Below are 21,171 nucleotides of genomic sequence, written 5' to 3'. Positions count from 1 at the left end.
TTCTCGTGACGACTTTTCTGGTTTGATGATGTTCGGATGCGGCTGCTTCTCTGGAAGGCCACGCATTCGCCGTGATCCTTCGAGGCGCTTCGTTTCGGCCATAAACAATCGTTCGGCAAAGCACCGCGAGCGATTTAGATGGCTGAGAACGGAGCGAAAGCGATGTCAGTAGCGGCTAGAGGGTCCGCCCGAAGATTGACTAAGCGCGCGCAAAAATGTCGTCGTGTTCGTGAAAACGTCCGTAAGATAATCCAATGAATGAAATCTGGTGGCGTTGTTTTTGTTTGACATAAACCCCCTCCTCGCTGCGACGGACCGCGCCGAGACATTTTCTCACATCAATTTCAAATTCAGTCTGCGAAACCCGACGCCATATTGTCGGATCGCTACGCGCGCACTCTAACTCACCAAGTCAACTCGCCCGCTCCCCGTGGCGGAGATGCGGCATGGCCTAAGCGTATTCCCTCGCTGGCAAACGCTTGACGTAAACGTCTCAGTCGAGAAATTTCGGCACAGAACATCCGTTCTCATGTTGCTATGAGTTGCCATTCGCTATCACATGGAAAGCGTCACTAACGTGAATATCGCCGCCGATATGCACGTCCACCCAAGGCTCTCTTAAACAGCACTATCTGAAGAGCCGCGAGTGTCGCGAACACTCAGAGAAATACACCACGCCTCGATTCTCGCAACGTCTTTCGCGTCGCGGCTGCGTCGCGCAAATCGAATGAGGACACGGGACCTGCTCCACCTCCAGCGCGTCCAATCAGCAACGGTTTGAATCTGCGCGCGGATTCGATCTCCTTCGTGAGGTGTTACAAATCCGCCGCGTTGTCTAAAATATTTTAAGAAAGGATGAAGCGGGGCGAAGCGCGAGGTCGTTTTGGAAGTGTTCTGTCACACTATGGAGATAAGTGATTAGCTTGGCGCATTTTTTTCTGGCTGTTTTTGTGGGTAACCCGCGTCAGCCGTGCGCTCATTTGGCCGTCATTTGAACCCTTGCGAAGTTTCCGGTTATATCAGGATGGAAATATCGAAATGGGAGTCGTGCGAAAGCGTCGACCCTGAATGAGAGTAGGCCGCCGAACTCAACCGGATGGCTATTGTGATGGGTCCAATCGACCAGATCGTGGTGTTTGTCGTCGTGCCTCGTATTCGCATCGTGGAACGTGAGCGAATCGAATGGCCGTGACAATCGATGCCTGATGTCGTCGCAAGGCGATGCGGCGTAACGTGTTGAAGTGTTCTTTCACCACTTGATCTGGTGAATAAAAGATTCTGGCACGTCCGCGCAAAAAAGGGCCTGGCGATTCGCCAGGCCCTTTGAGATATTCTAACGAATAACGTCTTCGATCAGTTCATTTTGCAAGCTTGGCGATTCGATGCGTCAGCCGGGAAACCTTGCGGCTCGCATTGTTCTTATGAATGATGTTTTGCTGGCCAGCCCGCATCAATTCCGGCTCTGCGCGCTTCATCGCCTGGATCGCAGCGTCGCGATCGCCCTTCGCGATTGCTTCCTCGACGATCCGGACCGAGCCGCGCATCAGGGTGCGCCGCGACCTGTTGATGGCGGTCCGGCGGGCAATCTTGCGTGTCGCTTTCTTTGCGGATGTCGTATTGGCCATGGTCTCGAAGTATCCTTCGGCAGTGCTCTCGCGAGAGGCCAGCCAGTGGCCGGTCATTCGATTGCGCGGATGAGCCTGAATGTGTTTTCCGGTGTTCTCGAAAATGCCGTCCTCAAAACTTGCGAGGGGCCTTTTTCAAAGAACAGCGGCGGCAGGATTACCCCACCGCCATCAGCGGTCTTATAGAGCCCCTGTTTTCGAGCGTCAACGCCTCCCGGCAGGTCCGGCGTCCGGGTGGGTGGGCAAAGAAGGGTCTTCGCAAGGACTCGAAAGAGACGCTGGCGAGGTTGAATTTCGTGCCTTTGAGGACTAAGGGGCGAGCTGTAACTGCGGACAAGGAGCTGGTACGGGCATGATCCGGGCGATTTTTCGTTTCATCGGGTTGCTGCTGCTGGCCGGCGGCTTCATTTTTCTGGTTTATGATGGCGCTCGGTCAATCGCCGACCAGACCCTGCGGCTGACCAAACTCGGCGAATTCTGGAACGATATTCATCAAGCCAGCCAGCAAGCGGTTCGTACGCAGATCGAAGCCTCGGCACCCTGGATGTGGGATCTCGTCAAGCTGGTTTTGAATCAGCCCGCCTTCGCAGTGCTCGGGGGTGTGGGCATTCTTCTGATGCTGCTATTCCGGCCACGACCGCCCCTGATCGGCTACTCACGGGAATAATCGCCGGACGTCGGTGCCAATCTCGCCACGAAGAAGAGGTTACCTTCTGTTAACCATAGCGGGTGCAGAATCGGGTGATCTCGTGACAAGGAACAGGCCCCGGTGCGGCTCTCGCGCGCATTTCCAATATCTTTGGTTGCTGCGCTAACCGCGCTGGCGTTGTCGGGATGCATGCAGCAGCCGACGGCGATGGTTCGTCCGCATAACGCTCTCGATGCGCTGGCCTATGGAGGACGGACCGCGTCCGCGCCGCCGCCCGTTGTGCACGATCCCGCCTACCGTCTCGATGCCGGCGACTGGCTGCGCATCGTGGTCTACGGCCAGGAGGGCCTCACCAATACCTATCTGGTCGGTGCCGGCGGCAGCATCACCATGCCGCTGATCGGCGCCGTCACCGCGCGCGGCCGTACGCCGGCTGAACTGTCCGCCGCCATCGCCGCACGGCTGCGCAACGGCTACATCCGCCAGCCTTACGTCGCCGCCGAGGTCGAGGCCTACCGGCCGTTCTTCATTCTCGGCGAGGTGGCGGCTCCCGGCCAGTATCCGTTCGTGCCCAACATGACGGTCGAAAGCGCCGTCGCCATCGCCGGCGGCTTCTCGCCCCGCGCCAGACGCGACCTCGTCATCGTCACCCACACCGATGCCCGCGGAACCGTCCGCATCATCGTCCCCACCGCCGCGCCGCTCAGCCCCGGCGACACCGTCCTCGTCGACGAACGCTGGTTCTGAGGCGCTTACTCCTGAGATGTCCGGCGAAGAAGGCGAGGCGCACGCCGACCAGATCGATGGGCCGCGACATCTGACCTTACGGCGGGATGCAAGCCAATTGCTATTTCCTCTCGACGATAGCCGCAGTTATCGCCACATCCAGTTATGGCCCCAATCGCCCTTCCAGCCCACGAGACGCCCTCTGCGGAACTGCAAATAGAGTCTATGCTTTTGGTTGAAGAAGCCGCTGGCGCTGAAGTTTCGGAGCGCTAGAAATACTTCGTCGCCGGGAGGGCCTTCAATGTAGTTCAGTGACCCGCCGAGCGCATATGCGGCAGTTATTTCATCCATACCGATAGCCAATGGGATGTTGTTTGAAAGCGTTGCCGTGAATGGCGGGGAAGATGTCGGCCCCACGACCGTCGGCTGCGCGTGTCCCGGAGCGGTCCATGCGGTTAAAAATGCAACAAGGCATGTCGACCCGAAGACCCATCTCGACCCAAAGACCAATGTCCGCTGTTTCATGATGCCGCCTAGCTGGCACAAATGGAAATCGTCAGAAGTTCGCGACTCGCAACTCGCGAAAAAGCTTTGATGCTGGGTTCTAACACATTCGCGCTTTGTCTCCACGCGTGTTGGCAGGATTAGTGATCATTCTCACCGGTCCGTTGAATTCCCGGCGAGCAACTTACGCAGCGTTAACACTACCCTTTAATCTTCGCGAATCTACTTATCGGCTAAAGTGACGAAGCGTTGGGCTGACACCAATGAGGACCGATGACGCTCACAACCGGATCGCGCACAAGGCGCCGCCTCCTTCTGGCGTCCGACCGGACCGACCGCAGCAGCGATCTGTGGGCCATTCTGCAATGCGCAGCCGACGTTGATACCACACTGACTTCCGGGATCCCGGACAGGCCGGACGGTCGATTTTCGGGCATCGTCGTCGATGTCAATCTGCGTTCCCCCGAAAGCGTGCTGCAGGTGCGCAGCAAGCTCTGCGCCGAGGCCTATCGATCGATGCCGCGGCTGTTCGTTCTTGCAGAGGCCCTTCATCACGAATCGATGCAGGCGTGGGCGCTCGGCGCCACCGATACCATATCGCGCCCGTTGGATGCGCAAGTCGTTCTACAGCGTGTCCGTGCCGCATTTCCGGACGACAACGATAGTGGCGCGGCGGCGAACGCCAACGCTCTGAATCGCGGTATTGCCGCAGCTCATGCTGTGCTGGTGAAGATCTTCGAGAATCTTCCAGCCGGCGTTCCGCTCTCATTCAGCGATGTCATGGAGGCGGAGCAAGAGATTTTGATGGCGATCAAGCTCTCCTCGTTGCGTGACTGGTTAGCCACCGTCGGCCGCCACCATACTCATACCTACCGTCACTGTCTGTTTGTCACAGGCTTCGCCGCCGCCTTCGCGCAGCAGCTCGGAATGCGCGAGGAAGATCAGCGCCGGCTTGCTCGCGCCGCCTTGCTCCATGATGTGGGTAAGGCCTTCATTCCCGTCGCGATCCTCGACAAGCCAGGCAAGCTCGACAACGAGGAGAAGAATGAAATTCGTCGGCATGCGCGCCTTGGCTACGAAGCCTTGCTGAGGCAGGGCGGCTTTCCGTCCGAGATGCTCGACGTTGTTCTGCACCATCATGAGATGCTTGATGGCTCGGGCTATCCGGATGGCCTGCGTGGCGATCAGATTAGCGACATCGTGCGCCTCACCACGATCGTGGACATTCATGCCGCGTTGGTCGAGAAGCGGGCCTATCGCCTTCCTTTCACGCACGCCAAATCCTTTGCGACCATGGAAGAAATGGGCGGCAAGCTCGATCAGCATTTGCTGCAGGCGTTTCGTCCGGTGGCGCTGGGTTGTTGACCTGTCGCGCCGGGGCGCGTGCCCATCATCCGGACAGTCTCCATATCCGGGCAGTCTCCGAGCAGCCACGGTGATTTTCGAAGGACGGCGCGTCTGGGCGTTGCCCGCCTCGCGTCAATCGGCTAAATGGAATGCCTTGCACCCGTAGCTCAGCTGGATAGAGCGTTGCCCTCCGAAGCTGGACCGGAGTCGCAACAAATCCCTTTTAAACTGATCTTATTGTCGCGTCCCCGACGTGTTTTCGACCTAAAAGGCACACTTGGGCCACCTTATACGCTTAGCGGTGATAATCCGGCTCGCATGGAAATGACTTTCTAAGCAGGGTCTGAGGTCTCGACATCGGCGACGTGGAGGGTTGGCGACGATTGAGCGACCCCGGGGACCAGCCGAGGCGGTCTCGAACGATCCAGTCACATCGGCAGATAAGCAATTGATAAAGGACGCCCTGAGGCGACACGCTCTATCTAGTTCTGGATGCCGAGCAGATACCGGAAAAAAGTTTAACCCCTCCGGCGTCGCGGGACCAAGGATGTCCTCGTGCGCTTACCCTCAATCGCCTTTTTGGCGAGCCCTTGGCCAGTCCTTCGGCAATTCAAAGGTGAAGCCTCCAGGCGCTTCTGCTCCCTTCTTCGTCTTCGCCCAAATTTTCGGATAGCGAACCGTGTCGAGGAAGCGTGTCCTGCCAATGTGAGTTTGCGAAACGCGATCCCGCTCATCGGTTGGGCGTCGGCAGAATCGATGAGACCATCATCACGAATAGCGTGAGGTGGTATTCAAGCTGGTCGCCTAGCGCGCGAGGGCGCGGAAAAACGCGCCCTCGTTCGGAGTATTTATGACGAAGCCTCAGGGCCGCAATTGCTTTTGTGCGGGTTCGCTCACGCAAATGCCGGGGCAGTCGGCGCCGCCCTTGGCGGGATCGCACGTATCCGACGGATCGTCCACGCACTTCTTGTCTTTCGGGCAGGGAATGCCGGCGATGCCGCCGCACGTCTGCTTCGAATAATCGCTCACGCAAATGCCGGGGCAGTCGGCACCGCCCTTGGCGGGATCGCACGTATCCGACGGATCGTCCACGCACTTCTTGTCTTTCGGACAGGGAATGCTGGCGATGCCGCCGCACATCTGCTTCGAATAATCTTTGCCATAAGCCGGGCTTTCCTTGGACGGATATTCTTTGCGTTCCTTGATCTCGGGCTTGGGTTGGGCGGGAACGATCTCCACGGCTTCGTGTATCTGGCGCGGCTGGACCGCATCGACGTCCATGGTCTCCACTTCGCCGTCGCTGTGCCTTGCGGAGTAAACGGAGACCACGTCCAGCGGCTCGGGGCTCTTGATCACCACGAAGCCTTCTAGAAAAGCGAAATCGATGCACACGCCATTGATCGGGCAGAAGTAACTCGCAATGTCGAAGCAACTCAATTTCATGGCCCCGTCCGGCGCCAGCTTGGCCTTCTTGAACGGCGTGACGCTGAATGGGCCTGGATCGGAGCCGAAATCCGCGGAGAGCGCGACTTTCGCGGCGATTGTGAGCGGCTTATTGCCGGGATTGTGCATGTTGACGATGGTGCGATACGTGCCCTTCGCAAGCGTTCCGTCCTGGTGCGGGAGCATCAAGGAGCAAACGACTTTGGCGGCGTATTGATATTGGGTCTTTATGACCTCGGGTTTCGTCGCCTGCGCGAGCGAAGGATCGGCGCCCGCGGGGCCGAGCCAATAGGCTAATCCCAACAGCGCCGACGAGAGTTTAGCAAGGCGCAAATGTTTCATCGCAATTCCCTCGTGTTGATTCGAATTTGAAGTCGGGCTCACGAGCAATACCGATGGACGCTGCCGATGCAGCCAAAGCGGCCAGCGTCCCCACTGCGAAATTTTTCGTCTTGGTCGCGCCAATAGCCATTAGGATATCCTTGATTCTCGGGCCGCGGCATCGGCCGCCGCCGAGATCGCTGTTCAAACCGATGCCACGTTCCGGCCCGTGGCATTTGATCCAGATCAAGAGGATCTGCCAGTGGCGACATCTGGGATCAGCACCCATTAATTTTCTAGCAGAGAGGTGTTTAGACTTATTGGCGTTGCTGGGAGACGCCGCAATGTCCGATTTGTTTCTGCTCACCGAGGCGCAGATGCGCCGGATCGAATCGTATTTTCCTTTGTCACACGGGGTTGCGAGGGTTGATGACCAACGGGTGATCAGCGGCATCATTTTCGTCATCAGGAAGGGTCTGCAGCTGGCGCGACGCGCCGCATGAATATTGTCCGCACATGACCGTCTATAATCGCTTCGTGCGTTGGAGCCGTCTTGGTGTGTTCAACAAGATATTTGCCGAATTGGCTCGTAAGGGCGGCGCTCCGAAGCGGTTAATGATCGACGCCACCCATCATGGTCGTTGTCGACGTGCGTCAGGACGACGTTGGCGATAACGGCATTCATGGCTTAATAGCGCTTGATGTGTTCGATGATCGGATCGCCGGTATCAGTGATCCGTCGTCGATGACGTTAAGGTAGAAGTCGCCGTCTTTAGTATCACCCCACTTCACAACAATGGCATCTCCATTGCTTTCACCTGCGCGTAGAATATCAATCTCGTATGGCAAGGCATGCTCCTTCAACCGGCTACCTTACGGGGTGGCCGTTCCATCAAGTGTTGGATTATGGGATGAAATCAAAAGGGTGGTGACCCCCACGCGCAGCTATTTGGTGCGCTCGGGAACTGTCGCAAGAGCGAGCAAGAATTGTTTTCTCAAGAATCTTCGATTGACGACGTGAGGTTCACCACGTTAGCCGTCCACCGGCATCTGATCCAGTCACACACTCGAACGCGAAGAGCACGGCAACGAGAGTGCAGGGCCGAATTGGGCTCGAGAAAAGAGCTCTGCCTCTGCACGGCAACGCGGTCCTCTTCGGCAATTCGCTAGCGCTGCTCGTCCCCTATTGATCCGATAGGTCTTTCCGAGCCATCGCTCGGGGTGTGGCTGGAAATAGGCACAGAAGCGGCACAGCCAGATATCTCAGCACCGCTATGGGATTGTTCTTGGCACCGAGTCGCTGGTGTCCTTCACTCAGTAAACACGAGTGATTTGTGCAGCAGACAATGGCGACAATCCGCAAACTACGAGGTCGATGGCAGGCGCAGGTGCGCCGTCGTGGCGTTCCTGCCAGAGCCAAGTCCTTCGATAAGCGTTCTGATGCAGAACGCTGGGCTCGCGATCTTGAAGCCGAAGCTGACAGGACTGGCTGGGTCGCTGATACAAGCGCTGCTGAAAGAACGACGCTGGGTGAGCTGTTGACGCGATACTGCGCTGAGGTGACGCCTACCAAGCGCGGGGCCGTGTCCGAAAAAGCTCGGATCAACTCGATTGTGCGTTGCCCCATAGCGCACCGCACGCTCGCCAAGCTCACCAGCTCCGATGTCGCGACCTATCGCGACGACCGTCTCAAAACCGTGGCGCCGGCGACGGTCGTCCGGGAGCTCAATACGATCTCCCATGCCATCGAAATCGCCAGTCGCGAGTGGGGGCTCTGGATCCCGCGCAACCCAGTCAAGTTGGTGCGACGACCACCAGTCCCACGTGGGCGCACTCGGCGCCTGAAAGAGGGTGAGGAGCGGCGCCTGCTCGATGCCTGTGATCGCGGACGGACACCGCTGCTCAAGCCACTCATTATTATAGCTATCGAAACCGGGATGCGGCGCGGCGAACTGCTCGACCTGCGCTGGGAGCACGTCGACCTCAAGCGGGGCGTTGCACATCTGCCGCTGACCAAGAACGGGGACAGCCGGGACGTTCCCCTATCGCGTTGTACAGTCCGCACTCTGCAAGAACTCCGCACCGCCGGCGTCAAGCAGGAGCGTGTGTTTCCTATGACCGGCAATTCTGTGCGGCTGGCGTTCGAGCATCTGCGCGTCAGAGCCGGCATGTCAGACTTCCATTTTCACGACCTGCGCCACGAAGCGATCTCCCGGCTTTTTGAGAAAGGACTCAACATCGCAGAAGTCTCCGCGATCAGTGGGCATCGGGAACTTAAAATGCTGGCGAGATACACGCACTTGCGAGCCGTCGATTTGGTATCACGACTGGGGTAACGTCCGAAAACATGGAAGTCCTAGAACCAATCTGAAGGATCCAATCCCATGCGTAATGGGTCGGCAGAGATTTTTTCCACTTAGCCTTGGCCAATGCCCAACGGGCCATGCAGAGCTAAAACCCGTGTTTGGCTAGCCATTGTCGCAGCGCGGCCAAGACATCCGACGGTAGGCCGACCTTGCCCTTTAGCGACTGTGCTAAGCGATAGTCGAAGTTACTGTAGCCCATTTGTTTCATGATTTTCCCCGGCGTTACGTGTTCCTTCCGTATCCAATCGTTGAGGAAAGCTATTACCCGCGGCGTCAATCGACCATTTGCATAAGCAATCGATCCCGCGGAGCGGGATCTGACGCCGATACCGCTTGATCTTACCCATTTAAGAAACTCTGACCGCTGATGCGGGGACGATAGCTTCCAGTCTCTTTTCATCGCGGTTAGGCGATCCGGTAGATGTATCAACCCTGCTTTAGCAGCGGCTTGACGGACACTCTTTAGCTTGCCAGAGCGCAAGTCCGCGTAGATTGCTGGAAATTCTCGCTTAAGGCGTCCTTCGTAATAGGCTGCGTCTCGCTTCTTACTCATCGAAAATCAACCCCATCTAGTTGATGTATCTACCAAGTCTTCGACGAGTTCACAAAGGGCACTGACCTGAACCTCGGTAAATCCTCCTCAGAAGCGCTATATTAAGTCTCGACCTGAATCTGGAAAATTGAGGAGCAGCCATTACAGGCTGAACGAAAGCGCATGTCTGAGGCCAATTGTCGAGAGAAAGCCAACCGTATTATCATCAACAAGTGTGCGACCATTGCGAGACGGATCTCAAAGGAGGATGGAATCGCTGAGCGCGGTCTCATGAGGACAAAATGGTTCGATTACAGGTTTATGTCTCCGCTCACCGCGACTGACGAGTTTGTCCGCAATTATGTTGCCGCCTATCGGAAGAAATGGGGCACAAATTTCTCGACCGAGGAAGCCTCGCACAAGTTGGCGATACGGGGTGGACATTGGCGTAGCAGCCAAACCGAATTCATCTCCTTCTGGAGGGCACGCCAGTTCGCGGACGAACTGGGAGTTCCTTATGGCCTATTTTGCAATCACGCCTTGGAGTTTCTCCTCCGCAAGGGTTACACGAGGCCGGCTCGTCCCAACCAGCTTTATGCCGAGAAAAACAAGCAAGCCCTTGCAGAGCATGTAATGGACGCGTGGCGTGAACACTGTTCCGACGTGGAATTCATGACCTCGAAGCTCCCCCATTACCACCTAGAGAACTTCCGAAGCCAACCAGCACAGCACGCCCACCAGGATTGGGTAGTTGAGCAGATTCGTGCGCGGCATATGAGGATTGGCGCCATAGTGAAGGCGTGCCTGGAAGACAACGTATTGCCGGCCGCGCGAGCACTATTTGAGTTTGGACCGGCCAGGTTTGAAAGGGCCCGCGAGGAGGCAGCGAATATGGCGCAACCGATAGCCATCGCAACTCCCGTCGATATGTATGAGCTGCGCCCAAGCTGCTTCGGGATCTTGCACGCCTACGACGGAGCGGCATCTGCGTGTGAGAACTGCGTGTTCAGCAGACACTGCAAGTCCGTGACGGACACGCTTTCCATGCACATTGTTGGCCATTTTGGTGGGGACGACCCAATCCTGGCCAGGAAGCGCATCAAGGGTAGGGAACGTGTCAATCAACACCGGGTAAGGAAGAGAGCAGCCGCGGAGGCTGCGAAATCCTCAATTGCTTGTTAATAGTTGTATCTCTGACCGGAGGTCCTTGTCTCCGGAGATGTAACGCTTCCCATATATTTAATAAACTTAAGTAAGAAAGAAAGAGAGTTGTTTGGGAAGCGTTACAGTGGGACCTCGCGGCTTGTATCTTTGTCTTGCGGCTTCCGGGTCGCTCCGCTCCCGGTGCCGCGGCGATGAAGATTACACCCGGAGACATAGCTCCGAAATGAGGACTCACCAGGAGACTCAACCAGGGCTTCCTCCGTCGTCCTTGAGTCGAACGGAGTTTGTCGGTGATCAAATTGACGGCGCCGCCGGCGAGGCTCTGTTCGACTAGCCCAGTCAGTGGCGCCGCCGATGATTAACAGGCTTGGTCTTTTGCCTCATCGCCGGTCCGGATCCTGAGTAATCGTCAGCGAGACTTGTCGACGAGCCTTCTAAGCGTCTTGCTTGCGGTGGGTAAACGACGACCTATTCGTCGCCCGTAGCGTCGGCTCCAGAATAGGCCCAGAGAGTCGCTGATTCGTTTTTCCGCGCCGGCGGCATTTGGGTGGCGCCAAGCATACCGACTCACTGGCGAGCGTCTAAATGCATTCTACGACCTATGGCGTTCTGGGTGTCGGCGCCCCAACCTCGGTGGTCGCTCGCGCTGATGGATTGAGTCAGTCGGAGCGATCGTCAATGACGGCTTCAGCACTGGCGCCGACCGGTTGGTTCCGACTTCGCTCGACACGTCGTCCAGTTTTGAACTCGGCCCCTGGTTGACCAGCACGTCATCGAGCGCTTCGATAGAAACAAAATGGCAAAAACCGAAACTAACACGCCTCGAATAGAAACAAACGAGCCTCAAGTAGAAACTAAAAGCGAAACTTAGCGATGCCCTTCCGCTCGAAAATAGAAATTTAGACCCTACGATTGTTGTCGAATAGCTCTGAATAGAAACTAGGTTCTTTGTTTTTGCTGCAGTTTTTCGTGCCACTAGCCAAAAATAGCTCAGAAAAAAATGAGAGAAGCTTTGAGGGCGCGTCATTCCGGCGAATAGGTGCGAAAAAGCTGCCTTCAAATGCCCGCTGCGGATCTGATCAAATCAAAGAAAGCCGCTATTTTAAAGGATGAATATATATTTTTCGAGCAGCGCAAAGCGCTCATCAGCGCGACAAGAGTCCCGGCACATGCTCGGGTCGCTGAGGCGACGGCGGTCGAAAGCGACGAGAATCATCGGGCAAAGAAATACATTGGCGGGTATCTGGACGATGGTTGGCATCGACGGATCTTTGGTTTGCCGTCGAAGATAATTCCATTCGTCCTTGATCTTCGGCACCGCCGCCCGCTTCGGCGCCGCATAGTTGGCCGGCTTATCTGCTGACGACTAGCCTCAGTCGACGTTTCAGGTCATCTTCGAGTTCGGCTTTAAGTTTGTGCACTCGCGGCTCGGCCGAGCGAGATGCACAGACTGAGTATCGGGCGACCGATCGAGCCAATGCTTCGCGCTCGTCCGACGTCTTTGTCACGGTGGGGTGCGACAGTCGCAAGACCATTTCGTCTACGCTCACGAGCAACTCGTCCAGGATGTGGTCGATTTTTGCCATTTCATCCATCGCCTAACTCCCTCGGAGCTAAGCCTTGTCAAAGCCGGCCGTTCCGGTAAAGCGCCCATCAGGGATAACGGCTGGTAAAGAACGTCCACCAGGAGCTTTCCCTCGCTGTATCATGTGCCTTCCCTCCCGGTCCCCCGCCATCTAAATTCACTCTGATTGGGGGGGCTGGAATGCTGACGGGCGAGCTTCGATCTAAAATCGACAATGTTTGGAATGCCTTCTGGGCAGGCGGCATCGCCAACCCGATCGAGGTCATCGAACAGATCACCTACCTCCTGTTCATTCGTGGTCTCGACGAGGCCCACACCCGCGAGGAGAACAAGGCCAACCGGCTGAAGCGGCCGATCGCGCGGCGCATTTTCCCGGCGGGCAAGGACGACATCGGCAAGGGCGGCGGCGTCGCCTACGAGGACATGCGCTGGTCTCGGCTGAAGAATTGCGATCCAGCGACCATGTTCGCGCTCGTCTCCGAGCACGTCTTGGCGAGCCACGACAGGCTGACCTTCTGCGCCTTCGCAAACTCCTTAGGCGTCAGCATGCCTTCCGCGGTCGGAGTGTTCGGAGACGATTTTGGCGACTGCAATTCCATGACGGCAACCTCTCTGGTTCGGCGCCGCCAGACATCGCTCCGACAGCGTTACACCGTGGAGATATCCCGGACTTCGACGTCCATCCCATGCATCAGTCAGAAACTGGAGTAGTCTTGTTGGCACGCCCGCGATTGCCCGCGCGGCGTTCGTTCAGGATTTTAATGTCCTGCGGCCGAATCTCGCGAAACGGCGGGGGGAGCGGCGCGACATTGATGTCGTTTGGGATTCGCCAGTGCGTATCGGGGTCAAGCGCCGGCTCTGACCGCGGATCTTCTCCCTTTGCGCGGCCGAACCGCTCAAATTCCAGCGCCACCGCCAACACCAGATCAGGCATCAAAAGCGCCATCTGAAACGGCAAAAACTGAGTGGGGTTCAGTCTTGGCGGGCTTCCAGCAAATCTTTTGCGCACTTCGCGCCGAACCAAGCTGGCCGCCGTCACAAGGTGTGCAACGTCCTTGTAGTCGCTCCAAAGCTTCCAGAGATTGGCCTCGCCGGTGCCTCGGCTCTCTGTCTTGGCCGCGGCCAGCGAAATGGTCTTTCCGATGCTGGGCCCGCCCCGCCGCTCCTGGTGCTGACCATCGACCAGGTCACAGTATAAATGAAAAATATCAGCGACTCTCAGCCAATTGCCCTGGATTCGGGAGAGCCTTTCGGGAACCGGTGGCTGTCCCGGTCTTTCGTAGTTCGGCCAACTGCGAAGCAGGCTCACGAAGCCATGGCGCTCTGCCTCGTCGTTCGGGTGGCGCATGTAACCCAAGAGCGGGATCGCCTGGCGGGGCCACATCACGACCGTCTCGTTGAGGCGGGCTGAGAAAAGAGTTTCAAGATCAAGGATTTTGATCGGTCTCGGGAACGACGGGATGTCCATGACGCGCATGTCGAGACCTCGGAATCGATCTTGATTGATACCGTCTGAGCGAATCGGGCGTCGCCCTCCGCGTACTTCCGAGACTACTCCAGTTTCGAGCGATTACGGCAGTCGGGCTTGTTTGCCCTGTTACGCACCGTCAAGCGCGGCCCCGTCCAAAGGCCCGCGAAGCTTGACGGATGCCCGTAGAAATGAGTCGGAAGCGCGGTTCTGTAGCACTAGTGATCGTCGCTAATGACGATCCTTGCATTGTCGCGGACACCCTTCCGCGGGAGCCATCGAGCCACCCGGAAGTTATTGACGATTGGACGGCAACTCCTCCGGTGACGGAGCGAGAGCTCGATATCACCGAGACCTACCTTGGCCAGCTGATCGGGGACATCCTGAAAGGTTGAGCGATAATTGCTCGGACGCCTTGGCGGTGCCTCTCTGGGGTGCAAGAATGGCAGCCTCACAAATTGGTATTTCCCATGAACGCTCACAAAGGCGCGAAGACGCAGACGCTGCCATCGATGCCTCGGGCAGCTCTTTATATGCGAGTTTCGACAGGGCGGCAGGCTGAGCACGATTTGTCGATTCCCGACCAGCGCCATCAACTGCAATCCTGGTGTCACGCTCACGGCTACGAGTCTGTAGCAGAGTTTGTCGAAGCTGGTGCTTCTGCGACCGACGATCGGCGACCGATCTTTCAGCAAATGATCGAGCGGGCCTGCGATGGAGAAAACGCCTTCGACGTCATCATTGTACACAGTTACAGCCGCTTCTTCCGTGAAGCATTCGAACAGGAATTCTATCTGCGGAAGCTGGCTCGGCACAAGGTTAGGGTGGTCTCGGTCACCCAACCGGTCGGCGATGAGAACGAACCAGTCCACGCCATGATGCGCAAGGTGATTGCGCTGTTCGATGAATATCAGTCACGAGAGAACGCGAAGCACGTCATTCGCTCGATGAAGGAAAATGCCCGGCAGGGCTTCTGGAACGGCGCCACGGCTCCGTTGGGCTACAAGCTCATCGAAGCTGACAAGCGTGGCACCAAAATCAAGAAAAAGCTGGATGTCGATGCCGTCGAAGCGGAATACGTCCGTCTCATCTACAAGCTCTATCTTTACGGTGACGGGAGTTCGGGTGCCCTTGGCGTCAAGGAAGTTGTCAAATGGCTCAACCGCAATGGTTATCGAACTCGCCGGGGCCAGACTTTTGGGGTCGCCGGCGTTCACAAGATTCTCACCAACACCGTCTACATCGGCGAGTGGCAGTTCAATGTAACTTCCTCTCGAACCCGGCAGCGCAAGCCAGATGCTGAGATCGTCAAGATAGCTGTTCCTAGCATCATCGAGCCACACGTTTTCGAACAGGTTCAAGCGCAGCTTCGAGCTCGCAGCCCGCGAGTTGTGGCTCCTCGGCTCACCACCGGACCCATTCTGCTCACAGGGCTTGCGGTATGTGCGACCTGTCAGGGCGCGATGACGCTTCGCACTGGGACATCATCGACCGGCGCAGTTCATCGCTATTATACCTGCTCGACCTGCGCCCGAAAGGGAAAGTCCGTGTGTAAGGGTCGCTCGATCCCGATGGACAAGCTGGATGGCCTTGTCACCGAACATCTTGTCGAGCGTCTGCTCCAGCCGGAACGTCTTGCGGTAATGCTGTCCTCCCTGAAGGCCCGGCGCGCTGCAAAAGCCGAGAGCGAGAATAAGCGCATAATGGCTCTTCAGCGCGAGGTTTCGGAAGCAGACGAGCGGCTCAAACGCCTCTACCGACTTGTCGAAGACGGCGTCACCGATCTCGATGAGGTCTTGCAGGGCCGACTGACTAACCTAAAAGCGGATCGGGACCGCGCAAAGGCGGCGCTTGAAGCAACCAAATCAAGGCATAGAGCCGATATCCGCATCGACCCGGCACTTATTGAGAGCTTTGGCCGGACCATGCGCGAAAACCTGACGACCGGATCGACGCCATTCCGAAAAGCCTACCTTCGGTCGTTGATCGACGTCATCGAGGTTGACGACGCGCAAATTCGCATCAAGGGCAGTAAAGATGTGCTGGAAAAGGCAGTTCTTGCCAGTAAATCGGGGACCGACCTAAGTTCGCAGATGAGTACCAAGTGGCGCACCCGACACGATTCGAACGTGTGACCGTTGCCTGAGGAGGGGTTACGCACCCTCCAGCCGAGCGTTTTAAGCTCAAAACCGGCCATGCCGGCCGTTGCCCGCCTCGCGTCAATCGGCTAAATGGAATGCCTTCGCACCCGTAGCTCAGCTGGATAGAGCGTTGCCCTCCGAAGGCAAAGGTCACACGTTCGAATCGTGTCGGGTGCGCCAATAATTTCAATGTCTTACGTTCTGGTCCATGCTACTTGGCGAGCTCATAGCAAACCCATAGCAAACGCTGACACGGTTACAGTCATCGTTCCGAGCTGCTGCCAGGGCAAGAAGGTGCATTCGGTTGCAACGGCGTTACGTGCAGTGGTCCTCACATCAGACAAGCCTACCGATCTTGGTCCGACAATCTTGGTCTGCGTGCCCTTCAGCCGAGCGCGGAGCAACGATCGACCGGTGCCGAGGCCGTTTGCAAGGTTATGTTCATTTGGATTTCTGCTGATTGATCGTCACGGTTGGCACTTACTTGCGCCCGGGTCGGACGAGCGCAATGGCATCTCGAGGTGACTAGATCCTGTTGATCTTGCCGACCTCGATCTCTCCGCCAACTTCTGAAATCTTACCCCATTCGGTGTTATCTGGGCCCAAGAGCTGCCGTCTAATCGGCTGAGCGGCGAGGTGATTGTGTATAATGTCTGCAGTCAGCACGGGTGCCTGCGACCGATCCGCGGAGTATCCGAGAATGGCGCTCACACCGGCGTTCGAACCGTCGATGAAGGCAGTGGTCGGGACCGGCTCGCCGTTGGCGTTCTCCACGTAAGATCGCAGCGATTTATATGAACGCACGATCCGGTTTGTTTTGCGGTCAATCTCGAGCGTTGTTGGTCCGGCAGGGTAGACGGCTTCGAACGAGTAGGGCGTCTGCGAAATGCCTTCGTTGAGAGGAAATCTGCCGAGCTGGCCGCCGTTCACGGCGATTACGAAGCAATCGTCTGGGCCGACGATTCCTTTCGTGCGATATACGTCCAGTTTTTCTCGCTTCTCTTTGATAGCAGCCGTCCAGCGGAGGAGCACCTCGTTGTGCGGCACGTCGCCTACGACGAACTCGCCAGCGCTCAGTGGCAGCATCCATTGGTCCGGAATACCGGCCGGCGTAGGGCAGATAGCTTCGATCCAAATGACGTGCCCGTCATGCTCGATACGCAGATCCGGACCTTCATCCGCGCTCGTCATGACAAAGCCGAGCGCATCAAAATGCGTTGCCAGCATCATCTCCCAAATGCGCTGCGTGACCTTGCCGTCGCCGCCGCTGGAGATCTCTCGCACGAAGTGATGGTTTGGAAGTCCGAGCGTGAGATATTTTGTCCAGAGCTCGAGTACGTAGGCCTTGTAGTGCGGTGCATCAAGGAATTGCTTGTCCAACGCCGCTCGAACATCCTCGTCCCATCTGGAGGCCTTGTCTGGGTTCGTCCTGTCCCGGGGGCTCCTTTTCAGCAAGCGGTTTTTTACGGATTTCGGAACGTGCACGTATGGGTGCTTGCGGTGCCAGCCCTGTAACGCTTCAAGGTGCCCGCGCGCGCAGTTCGCGTCCGTCCAGAACAGTAAGAAGCGCCTCTGCCCGCATCGTAGGACGTCCTTCCGATGACTGGCGCGCGATGCGCGCTCGCTGCCCTGCGCAGCGTTGTCGTGCGGCATTGAGACGTCGGCGGGCTAACTCGAGATCGCGTGTCTTTCGTTTTAGCGGCATTATTATCTCGACGCATCTGATGCGGTCATCGGGCCACGACGTTTCGCAGGGCCGTCTCCACGCGGCTTGGCCAAGCCCGAACAGCTGGGACTACGCGTTCTACAGCTCCGTTCTTGCCGATCCGGATTTCCTCGACTACCTGACAAAGGGCGTTCTGTCGCAGAAGCTCTGAACGCGGTCCCCATGATCCGATCGCATCCTAGATAACCTATCTGTTATCGTATGCATTGCCCGTGAGAACCAAAGCTGAAATCGTCGGCTTCGATCGGCATACGGGATAGCGACGCTTGAGAGATAGTCTGCCGAATGCATTTTCATCTCGAAGCATGCCAAGTCGCTCCCGACGGTCATCAGCTTGCTGGCTAAGGGCGTTATAACGAACCTACATGTTCCCAGCACGCCCATGGTCTTCCGGAAGCGCATCATTGCGCCGAGGAGTTGGCGATAGACTTCGAAGGGATGCGATTCGTTGACTAGCATGATGTTGCTGGTCGGCGTTTCCCTTCTTCCGAACAGGATGCCGTCGTACTCGACGAGCAGTTTGTCTCCGCGACGCGGATTGCGAGACGGATGAGGTAAGACGGGACAAATCTCGGCCCATGCAGGTATCGCTTCTTCGACCTTGCTCAATTGACCCAAACGGTCCTCTCCGAGCATCGGAAACCAAACAAGGGGATCGTCTCTTTGCGCCTCGGATTGAAGCGCCTCTGAGTAGCTCGGCACAAATGTGAGGTCGCTGCTAGGATCATCCGAATGGATCTGGCTATCCAGCATGGCGTCCTCTGCGGCGAGGACTTGGAACGTGAGACCATTGGCAAACAGCGATGTTCCGCCGGTGCCACGTGGAACTATCCGCGCCAGCAAAGCCAGCATGATTGTCAGATAGGCGAGCCGTGGCAAAGAGCTAACGTCCAACACGACATCGGTGTGGTCCCCAATCGCATTAACGATTTCGGCGGCGGCACGCTTCAACGAGATGGTGGAGTTTATATCGTCCTCTCCGTCGACGTCGCTTCCGATCCAGACCTTCTTCGATGATCCAATCTCGGCAAAAAGCTCCTGAATTTCAACTTCGTTACGCTCCGTCAACGCGTTGAGTTCGTCAGACATCTGATAGTCCGCAAATCCGACCAGAAGCAGTTCGGCGCTGTCTATCGTGCACTCCGAAGCCTTCAATCGTTCCACGTACCGAGAAAGAACGATTCCCGCACGGACGTCGAACCCTCGGCCGGTGACGTAAAGCAACTTTAGGTTCCGTCCATCGAACTTTTTGTCCTCAAAGGTCTGTGGCCTGCCCCTATGAGGTGGTCCGGTTTCAGTCTTAATGCATAATCGGCTTTTCGGCCATTGCTTGCGCTGCTGGCGGAAGCGATCCGGCTGGCTTTGAAGGCCAGGCGATGGCCTCTGGCGCCGGCGGTTTATATCCGAGCGATGAGTGTGGTCGCTCGGTGTTGTAGTAGCGCCGCCATGCCTCGATGATGACCTTGGCCTCGGCGAGGCTGTAGAAGATCTCACTGTTGAGCAGTTCGTCGCGAAGCTTCGAGTTGAAGCTCTCGCAGTAGCCGTTCTCCCAAGGGCTTCCGGGCTCGATGAACGCGGTCTTGGCGCCGACAGCTGCAATCCACTCTCGCACTGCCTTGGCGATGAACTCCGGCCCGTTATCAGAACGAACGTGGCCGGGCACGCCGCGTAGGATGAACAGGTCCGACAAGACGTCGATGACGTCGGTCGAGTTGAGCTTGCGATCAATCCGGATCGCCAGACATTCTCTGGTGAACTCGTCGATGATGTTGAGCATGCGGAACTTCCTGCCATTGTGGGTCCGGCCCTCGACGAAGTCATAGGACCAAACATGGTTTGGATGCTCGGGCCGAAGCCGGACGCACGATCCGTCATTCAGCCAGAGTCTGCCTCTCTTCGGTTGTTTCTGAGGAACCTTCAGCCCCTCCCGCCGCCAGATACGCTCGACACGCTTGGCATTCACCGTCCAACCCTCGGACCGCAGCATCGCCGTGATCCTGCGATAGCCATAGCGGCCGTAGCGTAAGGCCAGACTGATGATGTCGGTCGTCAATGCCTCTTCATCCGGTCGGCTTTGCGGCTTCTTGCGCTGGGTCGAGCGATGCTGGCCCAGAACCTTGCAGGCAAAGCGCTCCGAGACGGAGAACTTCACCATGACATGGTCGACGCAGCGGCGACGGCGGGAAGGGCTCAGAAGTTTCCCGAGGCAGCCTCTTTCAGGATCAGCTTCTCGAGCGTCAGGTCCGACACTGCCTTGCGCAGCCGGTCGTTCTCTTTCTCAAGCTCTTTCAAGCGCTTTACCTGATCGCCCTTCAGGCCACCAAACTCCTTGCGCCACCGGTAATACGTGAACTGCGTCACGCCGATCGAACGAACCGCTTCGCCAACCGATCTGCCTTGTGAAAGCAAAACATCGACCTGGCGCAGCTTCGCGACGATCTCTTCCGCCTTGTGCTTCTTCTGGGGCATTCCAATGTCCTCTCTAACGGCTAATAGCCTAATTCAGGGAGGACCACTTTTCAGGGGGCAGACCAGAATAGGGGCCATAAAGAAGAATCTATGCGGTTACGCAGATGTTCGGCGACGGAATCGCCTCGGCCGGAGGCGACGCCAATCACGATGCCGCCCCGAGCCAGTCTAGTGAGTTGTTCTATGATTGAGTCTGGAGGTGGCAGATCCAGCGCGTTGGAGCTGCAGAGCGTTCCGTCGTAGTCGAAGACAAGCGCACGGAATGCGCGAGATTCGAATTCCTGTTCGACGGCCTCAAGCGCTCGGCGGATCTTGCCGCTTTTGCGTGGTGAGGGCCAGTGCGCTCCAAGCACCTCGTACTTGGCGTGCTCTCCTCTGATCGCGTCATCCAACGGCGGAGGGATTAGTGATGCAAGGTCCGCGTAATATAGCTTTCGTCCGAACTCGGATACCTCCGGCTTCGCTATATTCCTATCGGCGGCGTTCGCGATTTCAGAAACGAGATGCATCTCTGCGATCAATCCCGTGAGGAGGTCTCGAGGTTTCGCGCCCTCGAGCGGGATACAGAATTTTGGAACCGTGGCAGGCACTTGGGGATGCATGTTTTCCCAAAGCTGTCGTACATCTGGCTCGATCAGGCCGAGCAGAGCGACGTCGGATGACCGCTCTGTCAGCCACAGGTGTCGTCCGTGAGCGAAGGAGCGGAAATCGGCGAGCTGAGTGAACAGCAACGCCGCTTCGGAAAAACGAGATTCGAGATCTTCGGCCACTGGCCGCAAGTTCGGGGAGAAGACGACGATTAGATTTCCACGACGCGCGGCGGCGCTGGCGAACGTTTTCGAAGTTGCCAGCCAGTCGCTCAGCGGTAGCCCATCCATCGTGATATCGGAAACTCTGAAGGCTTCCTTCGTGCCGCCGCGATCGAGTTCGCCGTAGGCTCTTGCGATCAGAGCCGAGTCGAAGATGAGGCTGTTCGTCGCGAGATAGCCGTCTTTCTTCTCCAGTTCGAATACGTGCGAGCTCACGTCGTTTTGGTCGCGGATGAGCACTACTGCTGTCACGTCTCGACGGGGGTTGCTCGCAGTCGCAGCGGCTGCCGCGATCC

17 protein-coding genes, 1 tRNA gene and 1 pseudogene are annotated in these 21,171 nt (G+C 57.2%); 11 read left to right on the top strand and 8 right to left on the bottom strand.

All coding sequences use genetic code 11. The features are described from left to right. Positions 1–1,358 precede the first annotated feature (1,358 nt). A complete protein-coding gene (rpsT, locus tag ACZ5IL_RS21530) occupies positions 1,359–1,625 on the bottom strand; it encodes a 30S ribosomal protein S20 (protein WP_425909832.1) in 267 nt (88 codons plus the stop codon). Between the two features lie 352 nt (positions 1,626–1,977). Here rpsT and ACZ5IL_RS21525 point away from each other — a divergent pair, with 352 nt between their 5' ends. The 3 genes from ACZ5IL_RS21525 (at position 1,978) to ACZ5IL_RS21515 (ending at position 4,869) form a co-directional block, all read left to right on the top strand. Then, entirely contained in the window at positions 1,978–2,292 is a 315-nt protein-coding gene (locus ACZ5IL_RS21525) for a hypothetical protein (protein WP_079445286.1), read from the top strand. 102 nt (positions 2,293–2,394) lie between these two features. After that, positions 2,395–3,021 (top strand): polysaccharide biosynthesis/export family protein, encoded by a 627-nt coding sequence (locus ACZ5IL_RS21520; RefSeq protein WP_464594442.1) that lies wholly within the window; start codon positions 2,395–2,397, stop codon positions 3,019–3,021. A 756-nt stretch (positions 3,022–3,777) separates the two neighbouring features. Continuing rightward, positions 3,778–4,869, top strand: coding sequence for an HD-GYP domain-containing protein (locus ACZ5IL_RS21515; RefSeq protein WP_464594441.1), 1,092 nt, complete (start codon positions 3,778–3,780; stop codon positions 4,867–4,869). An 843-nt stretch (positions 4,870–5,712) separates the two neighbouring features. On the opposite strand, the gene ACZ5IL_RS21510 is transcribed toward ACZ5IL_RS21515, so the two are convergent. Continuing rightward, positions 5,713–6,636, bottom strand: a complete 924-nt coding sequence (locus tag ACZ5IL_RS21510) for a hypothetical protein (RefSeq protein ID WP_464594440.1) — start codon at positions 6,634–6,636, stop codon at positions 5,713–5,715. 323 nt (positions 6,637–6,959) lie between these two features. Between ACZ5IL_RS21510 and ACZ5IL_RS21505 the strand changes: the two are divergent. The 4 genes and pseudogenes from ACZ5IL_RS21505 to ACZ5IL_RS21490 form a co-directional block, all read left to right on the top strand. After that, positions 6,960–7,272 (top strand): annotated as a pseudogene (locus ACZ5IL_RS21505) (transposase); the annotation flags it as partial. Continuing rightward, a complete protein-coding gene (locus tag ACZ5IL_RS21500; protein WP_464596988.1) occupies positions 7,250–7,375 on the top strand; it encodes a hypothetical protein in 126 nt (41 codons plus the stop codon). The pseudogene ACZ5IL_RS21505 and the gene ACZ5IL_RS21500, both read left to right, overlap by 23 nt. Positions 7,376–7,961: 586 nt before the next feature. Further along, entirely contained in the window at positions 7,962–8,951 is a 990-nt protein-coding gene (locus ACZ5IL_RS21495) for a tyrosine-type recombinase/integrase (RefSeq protein ID WP_464596958.1), read from the top strand. A gap of 745 nt (positions 8,952–9,696) precedes the next feature. After that, the gene (locus ACZ5IL_RS21490) at positions 9,697–10,695 is read left to right on the top strand and encodes a hypothetical protein (protein ID WP_464594439.1); all 999 of its coding nucleotides are present in this window, start codon (positions 9,697–9,699) and stop codon (positions 10,693–10,695) included. Between the two features lie 1,084 nt (positions 10,696–11,779). Here the strand turns inward: ACZ5IL_RS21490 and ACZ5IL_RS21485 are convergent. Continuing rightward, positions 11,780–11,995 (bottom strand): hypothetical protein, encoded by a 216-nt coding sequence (locus ACZ5IL_RS21485; protein ID WP_464594438.1) that lies wholly within the window; start codon positions 11,993–11,995, stop codon positions 11,780–11,782. 447 nt (positions 11,996–12,442) lie between these two features. Between ACZ5IL_RS21485 and ACZ5IL_RS21480 the strand changes: the two genes are divergently transcribed. Next, a complete protein-coding gene (locus ACZ5IL_RS21480) occupies positions 12,443–12,973 on the top strand; it encodes a type I restriction-modification system subunit M N-terminal domain-containing protein (RefSeq protein ID WP_464594437.1) in 531 nt (176 codons plus the stop codon). On the opposite strand, the gene ACZ5IL_RS21475 is transcribed toward ACZ5IL_RS21480, so the two are convergent. Then, positions 12,954–13,739 (bottom strand): hypothetical protein, encoded by a 786-nt coding sequence (locus ACZ5IL_RS21475; RefSeq protein WP_464594436.1) that lies wholly within the window; start codon positions 13,737–13,739, stop codon positions 12,954–12,956. The genes ACZ5IL_RS21480 and ACZ5IL_RS21475 overlap by 20 nt on opposite strands. A gap of 182 nt (positions 13,740–13,921) precedes the next feature. Between ACZ5IL_RS21475 and ACZ5IL_RS21470 the strand changes: the two genes are divergently transcribed. From ACZ5IL_RS21470 to ACZ5IL_RS21460, 3 genes are all read left to right on the top strand, one after another. Next, a complete protein-coding gene (locus ACZ5IL_RS21470) occupies positions 13,922–14,125 on the top strand; it encodes a hypothetical protein (protein ID WP_464594435.1) in 204 nt (67 codons plus the stop codon). 75 nt (positions 14,126–14,200) lie between these two features. Next, positions 14,201–15,865, top strand: a complete 1,665-nt coding sequence (locus ACZ5IL_RS21465) for a recombinase family protein (protein ID WP_464594434.1) — start codon at positions 14,201–14,203, stop codon at positions 15,863–15,865. A 109-nt stretch (positions 15,866–15,974) separates the two neighbouring features. After that, positions 15,975–16,051 (top strand) — tRNA-Arg (locus ACZ5IL_RS21460). A gap of 345 nt (positions 16,052–16,396) precedes the next feature. On the opposite strand, the gene ACZ5IL_RS21455 is transcribed toward ACZ5IL_RS21460, so the two are convergent. The 4 genes from ACZ5IL_RS21455 to ACZ5IL_RS21440 all read right to left on the bottom strand — a co-directional run bounded on the left by ACZ5IL_RS21455 (position 16,397) and on the right by ACZ5IL_RS21440 (position 21,091). Next, on the bottom strand, positions 16,397–17,251 hold the full coding sequence (locus ACZ5IL_RS21455; protein ID WP_464594433.1) for a hypothetical protein: 855 nt from the start codon (positions 17,249–17,251) through the stop codon (positions 16,397–16,399). A 460-nt stretch (positions 17,252–17,711) separates the two neighbouring features. Next, positions 17,712–18,821 carry a hypothetical protein gene (locus ACZ5IL_RS21450; protein WP_464594432.1) on the bottom strand — a complete coding sequence of 370 codons (1,110 nt, stop codon included), beginning with the start codon at positions 18,819–18,821 and terminating at the stop codon, positions 17,712–17,714. A 76-nt stretch (positions 18,822–18,897) separates the two neighbouring features. Continuing rightward, positions 18,898–20,066, bottom strand: a protein-coding gene (locus ACZ5IL_RS21445; RefSeq protein ID WP_464592339.1) for an IS3 family transposase whose coding sequence is annotated in 2 segments (ribosomal slippage) — positions 18,898–19,802 and positions 19,802–20,066 — 1,170 coding nt in all. Because the reading frame shifts where the segments join, the coding sequence is not laid out codon by codon here. 50 nt (positions 20,067–20,116) lie between these two features. After that, positions 20,117–21,091: a hypothetical protein gene (locus ACZ5IL_RS21440; protein ID WP_464594431.1), complete on the bottom strand. Its 975-nt coding sequence runs from the start codon at positions 21,089–21,091 to the stop codon at positions 20,117–20,119. Between the last annotated feature and the right edge of the window lie 80 nt (positions 21,092–21,171).

It is taken from the genome of Nitrobacter sp. CN101 (genome assembly GCF_055390255.1).
This window is presented reverse-complemented; position numbering and strand designations above follow the sequence as displayed.

Excerpts from the sequence above, each read along its gene's own strand:
- rpsT (WP_425909832.1), bottom strand. The coding sequence starts at position 1,625 with ATGGCCAATACGACATCCGCAAAGAAAGCGACACGCAAGATTGCCCGC.
- ACZ5IL_RS21525 (WP_079445286.1), top strand. The coding sequence starts at position 1,978 with ATGATCCGGGCGATTTTTCGTTTCATCGGGTTGCTGCTGCTGGCCGGC.
- ACZ5IL_RS21515 (WP_464594441.1), top strand. The coding sequence starts at position 3,778 with ATGACGCTCACAACCGGATCGCGCACAAGGCGCCGCCTCCTTCTGGCG.
- ACZ5IL_RS21510 (WP_464594440.1), bottom strand. The coding sequence starts at position 6,636 with ATGAAACATTTGCGCCTTGCTAAACTCTCGTCGGCGCTGTTGGGATTA.
- ACZ5IL_RS21500 (WP_464596988.1), top strand. The coding sequence starts at position 7,250 with ATGGTCGTTGTCGACGTGCGTCAGGACGACGTTGGCGATAACGGCATT.
- ACZ5IL_RS21495 (WP_464596958.1), top strand. The coding sequence starts at position 7,962 with ATGGCGACAATCCGCAAACTACGAGGTCGATGGCAGGCGCAGGTGCGC.
- ACZ5IL_RS21490 (WP_464594439.1), top strand. The coding sequence starts at position 9,697 with ATGTCTGAGGCCAATTGTCGAGAGAAAGCCAACCGTATTATCATCAAC.
- ACZ5IL_RS21480 (WP_464594437.1), top strand. The coding sequence starts at position 12,443 with ATGCTGACGGGCGAGCTTCGATCTAAAATCGACAATGTTTGGAATGCC.
- ACZ5IL_RS21475 (WP_464594436.1), bottom strand. The coding sequence starts at position 13,739 with ATGCGCGTCATGGACATCCCGTCGTTCCCGAGACCGATCAAAATCCTT.
- ACZ5IL_RS21470 (WP_464594435.1), top strand. The coding sequence starts at position 13,922 with ATGAGTCGGAAGCGCGGTTCTGTAGCACTAGTGATCGTCGCTAATGAC.
- ACZ5IL_RS21465 (WP_464594434.1), top strand. The coding sequence starts at position 14,201 with ATGAACGCTCACAAAGGCGCGAAGACGCAGACGCTGCCATCGATGCCT.